The organism is Roseinatronobacter thiooxidans, from assembly GCF_001870675.1.
In the GTDB taxonomy this organism is placed as follows: domain Bacteria; phylum Pseudomonadota; class Alphaproteobacteria; order Rhodobacterales; family Rhodobacteraceae; genus Roseinatronobacter; species Roseinatronobacter thiooxidans.
In genome coordinates, this window is sequence record NZ_MEHT01000049.1 from 1 (window position 1) to 1390 (window position 1390).

The window sequence follows — 1390 nt, forward strand, 5'->3', positions numbered from 1 at the left end:
CCAAGCCTTTACCCTGGTGAGCAACAGCTCCCATCAGGCGATGGCTTGCCGCCGGAATCGCAGCCGTCACTCGAGGGAATGGAATTTGACCTGCCGGCGACGGTCAAAAGGAATACACCCTGATGCCCCAACACTGCAACACGGTGCGAAACAGGTGCACGATCGTTTCATGCAACGCAATGAAACATCCTGATACGCTATGAAATACACGGCAGGACAAGCTGCAAAAGCAGTAGGCGTTTCAAAGGCAACAATCACTAGAGCGCTGCAAAACGGAAAGATCTCAGGGTCAAAGGACGACAATGGGGCCTGGAGCATAGATCCTGCTGAGTTGCACCGCGTATTNNTACCCGCAACACAAACTGTGAAACAGTTCGCAACGCCTGAGAAAGTGAATGAAACGGGGGTGTTGGAGCGCGAAAATCAGATGCTGCGTGAAGCGCTGATCGAGGTTCGGCAGGAGCGGGACAGGTGGCATCAAATTGCAGAGCGTCTTTCCATCGCGCCTCCAGCACCTGTACCAATTCAGCAGAAGGTTGCAGAAGGTTTCTGGTCCCGGCTTTTCAGAAAAAGCAACGGTACTTGAAGCCGAAGGCTTTTCCGACCTGCAAAAACGAGTAGATACCCTTGCAGTTTGAAGATGCTCTGAACCTTTACAGGATGCATGATGAAGCGTCTTTTGGCGGGCCTAGCGACAGCAGGGTTGGTTGGATCCGGTGCATCTCCTGCCACCGAATTTACATGGCTGGAGATCTCATCTTTGGAAAGCCATCTTGGCAATAGGGCGAACGCGACCATCCTGGCATCCGACTTTGTTTCACGAGCCTACAGCCTTTGCGCGGTAGGCTCGTACGCTCACACGCTGTCCGCAGGAATCAGCGAAATGCGGCAGGCTATTTGGCCTAACGAGCTAACGGTCACAAAGGTTCTAGCCTGAAATCTTGTTAACCGTTAGGGTGAGGAACAGCGTAAGGGGAAATTAATGGGCCGAGGCTTGAGCAAACAGCAAAAGGCGATCCTTGCCGTCCTGGAGCAAAAAAAGGACGCAGGCGAGTTCGTGGTTACAGGTGCCATCATCGACGCATTGGGCCTAAAGCGCGCTCCCAACGTCTATTCGTCGGTGTCTCGGGCCATCAGCCGTCTTTGTTCCCGCGGGCTAGTGGTAGTTTATCAGCCATCCATCAACCGCCAAGGCAAAGGCTTTGGATACGGTTTGCCCGGTCAGGATCTGCGCTAGAACCGCGCAGATCGCCGATGTAATGCACGCGACCCTTTGTTGCCCGTTTTAAAATTGTAGAGTCAAAGAGCGCCTTACCAGCCGTGATCGTGGCCGTCGTCGCGCTCATGGGCACGGCGCTCCTGCTCCTGCACGCGTTCCCGCGCCTCTCGC

At 54.4% G+C, this 1390-nt stretch carries 1 protein-coding gene; it reads left to right on the forward strand.

The features are described 5' to 3' along the window. The first annotated feature begins 994 nt into the window (after positions 1-994). A complete protein-coding gene (locus BG455_RS16745) occupies positions 995-1237 on the forward strand; it encodes a helix-turn-helix domain-containing protein (protein ID WP_143079952.1) in 243 nt (80 codons plus the stop codon). Positions 1238-1390: the final 153 nt, after the last annotated feature.